The 3,306-nt window shown below is 41.4% G+C and carries 4 protein-coding genes and 1 riboswitch; all 4 genes read left to right on the forward strand.

Features of this window, described 5'->3' with window-relative positions; translation table 11 throughout:
- The first annotated feature begins 279 nt into the window (after window positions 1-279).
- The 4 genes from EKM67_RS10450 to thiT all read left to right on the forward strand — a co-directional run bounded on the left by EKM67_RS10450 (window position 280) and on the right by thiT (window position 3,181).
- Window positions 280-927, forward strand: coding sequence for an amino acid ABC transporter permease (locus tag EKM67_RS10450; protein WP_125578919.1), 648 nt, complete (start codon window positions 280-282; stop codon window positions 925-927).
- Between the two features lie 12 nt (window positions 928-939).
- Entirely contained in the window at window positions 940-1,575 is a 636-nt protein-coding gene (locus tag EKM67_RS10455; RefSeq protein WP_125578920.1) for an amino acid ABC transporter ATP-binding protein, read from the forward strand.
- A gap of 12 nt (window positions 1,576-1,587) precedes the next feature.
- Window positions 1,588-2,409, forward strand: coding sequence for an amino acid ABC transporter substrate-binding protein (locus EKM67_RS10460; RefSeq protein ID WP_125578921.1), 822 nt, complete (start codon window positions 1,588-1,590; stop codon window positions 2,407-2,409).
- 55 nt (window positions 2,410-2,464) lie between these two features.
- A riboswitch (TPP riboswitch) is annotated at window positions 2,465-2,563 on the forward strand.
- A gap of 45 nt (window positions 2,564-2,608) precedes the next feature.
- A complete protein-coding gene (gene thiT / locus EKM67_RS10465; protein ID WP_125578922.1) occupies window positions 2,609-3,181 on the forward strand; it encodes an energy-coupled thiamine transporter ThiT in 573 nt (190 codons plus the stop codon).
- The last annotated feature ends 125 nt before the right edge of the window (window positions 3,182-3,306 follow it).

Below are 3,306 nucleotides of genomic sequence, written 5' to 3' on the forward strand. Positions count from 1 at the left end.
ATGATGTCCTATTTATTTTGGCAAATAAAAACTGGTATTAGTTTTACCAACACCAGAAAGTGTAGACAATTAATTATTTGTCTAGTGGGTATTTTTTTGTAGCTTGTTAGGGGTGTTGGTGAAGAAACTAGTTAACGGCTCATTCGTTTTGTGGCATTAGTTCTGGTTGCGTAAAGATACTTTTTGTGATCAGAACGACTGATTGTTTATGGTTAGGCATAAAAGAATATTCATTCGGCTTTGAATATCTAGAAAAAGAAATTAAGGGAGTGTATCCAAATGAATTGGCAATATATCACTGAAATTTTACCGGCATTATTAGACGGGACTAAGATGACACTGAGTTTATTTTTACTGACTTTAGTGCTTTCGATTCCGCTGGGCTTACTTGTTAGTGTTGGCCTGCGTTCGAAATACCGACCTGTCCGCGCAGTTTTGAAATTATACGTTTGGTTAATGCGTGGCACGCCATTACTTTTGCAATTGATTTTTGTATTTTATGGGTTACCAATTATTCATATTGTGTTTGAACGTTACAGTGCGGCATTATTCGCTTTTGTGATTAACTATGGGGCTTATTTTGCAGAAATATTCCGTGGCGGATTGCAGAGTGTTGATGAAGGCCAATCTGAGGCTGCACAAATTTTGGGATTACGTCCATGGCAGATTTTTCGGAAGATTATTTTGCCACAGGTCAATAAGAAAGTTATCCCGGCAATGGGCAACGAAGTGATCAATCTCGTTAAGGATTCTTCTTTGGTCTACGTCATTGGGCTGGGCGATTTATTACGTGCCGGAAATATCGCGATGGCGCGAGACGTCACGTTGGTCCCACTTTTACTTGTTGCGGTGATCTATTTACTTTTGACGGCCGCATTAACTTGGGGTCTGCGGTCAGCAGAACGCCACTATAACTATTACCAATAGGAGGGGTATACCATGTTAAAACTTGAAAAAATTAGTAAAACGATCGATGGTCGTCAAATTATTAAAGAAGTTTCGTTTGAAGTTGTTGAAGGACAAACGCTATGCATCGTTGGCCCAAGTGGCGCTGGTAAAACAACCTTATTGCGAATCATTTCCGGATTGGAAACTTTTGATTCAGGAACTATCACGCTCAATAACGAACCGTTTGTGCCAAAAGTCGATAACGCCAGCAAGGGTGTCATTGGGGTTGTCTTCCAAGATTTCCGGTTATTTCCACACTTATCAACTTTAGCAAATATCAGCCTGGCGCCAGAATTGGTCAGCGACAACGATCAGAAACAAGCACGCGAGCAAGCAATCACGTTATTAGATCAGTTGGATCTGGCAGATAAAGCCGATCTGTACCCATATCAATTATCTGGCGGACAGAAGCAGCGTGTCGCCATTGCCCGCGCCTTAGCAATGCATCCTCAGATTCTCTGCTATGATGAACCAACTTCGGCGCTGGATCCTAGCTTACGTGATAGCGTAGCAGCATTGATTCAGCAACTCAAGCTTGAAAAAATTACCCAGATCGTGGTCACCCATGATTTAGATTTTGCCGCGAAAATTGCCGATCAAACATACGAACTCGCACCACAGGAATAAGGGGGACTGATCATGAAAAGAAAATTAGTCTATCTGCCTTTATTAGCACTTCTGGTTTTGGTATTGAGTTCTTGTTCAACCGGGGCAATTCGAAATTTGAATTCAGTCAACAATAAGAAAACGACATTGATCGTCGGTTTGGATGACACGTTTGTACCGATGGGTTTCCGTGAGAAAAATGGTCAGATTGTTGGTTTTGATGTTGATTTAGCCAAAGCGACTGCTAAAAAGCTTGGCCAAAAAATTACTTTTCAAGCGATCGATTGGAATATGAAAGAAACGGAATTACGTAACGGCACGATCGATTTGATTTGGAATGGCTACACGAAATCTCCAGAGCGCGAGAAACAAGTTGCGTTTTCTCAACCCTACTTGCGTAATCAACAAGTCCTGATCACGATGAAGCAGAGTAATATTAACAGTTTCGCAGATATGAAAGGTAAAAGGTTAGGTTTACAAAATGGTTCTTCAGGTCAAACATTATTTGAGGAGAAGCCTAAAGTTTTGAAGAATCTAGTTGCAGATAAAACGGCGGTTCTGTATGATAATTTCAACACTGCATTTCTTGATTTACAGGCTGGACGTACGCAGGGTGTGCTTGGAGACAGCATTTATGCCGGTTATTATATTCGCCAGCAACAAGATCCAGATCGTTTTCAGATCACAACGGGTGGTTTTTCCGGCGAAACATTTGCCATCGGGATGCGCAAACAAGATACGAAATTAAAGCGGCGCATCGATACGGCGTTAAATGAATTACGCGAGGATGGTACAATTGCTAGGCTCAGTCAGAAATGGTTCAAACAGGATTTGACGATTACACTTAAGTCTTAACTTGACATAACTCGAAATTAACGCTTTAATGGAAAAGTATAAAAAAAGAATAGTTACCATCACAAAGGGGAGCCATTTCGGCTGAGAGTGATTAAGTTCAGACCCTTGAACCTGTTGTGTTAAGACACGCGTAGGAATTGTGATGGAGTGAAAACTCCGACTTTGTTGATGGTACAAAAAAACAAAGGAGGATTTTTTTATGCAGAATAATAAACGGTTACGTATTTTAGTTGAAGGCGCGATTTTTGCCGGGCTCGCCATGGCGTTGGAATATGTTCCCCATGATGTTGGTGTGTCGTCGATTCAGTTATGTTATGGGTTGATCCCACTTTCGGTATACAGTGTTCGCCGTGGCGTGGTGCCAGGTGTTTTTGCTGGATTAATTTTTGGATTATTGGACATGTGGCTACGAGGAAGTGGCAGTCTATTAAACCCACTACAAATCATTTTAGATTATCCATTGGCTTTCGCACTCATTGGTTTAATGGGCATAACTGGAACCAGCGTTAAGAAAAACATACTCGCTAAACGCCCGGTTCAAGCAGGATTGTTAACGGTTGGCGGCTTTGCGCTCGGCAACTTTGCAAAATATTTATCTCATTATTTCGCCGGTGTTTTTTTCTGGGGTTCATATGCGCCTAAAGGTCAATCAGCATGGATCTACTCATTAGTGATCAATGGTGGCAGCTTCGTCGCAAATTTAGTAATGGGATTGATCGTCATGATGATTTTAGTTCGGATCACGCCACAAGTATTCACACGGAATTTATAATTTAGCAGACAAAAAGAGTTCGATCCCATTAATGTAGTGAGACACAGCCAGCTGTGTCCACGGCTCGGCTCCTGTCAAGAGGACAATCAAATAATTAAAGTGTTTATGCACATTCTTGAACGGCA

This window comes from Lapidilactobacillus mulanensis (assembly GCF_003946215.1).
GTDB lineage: Bacteria > Bacillota > Bacilli > Lactobacillales > Lactobacillaceae > Lapidilactobacillus > Lapidilactobacillus mulanensis.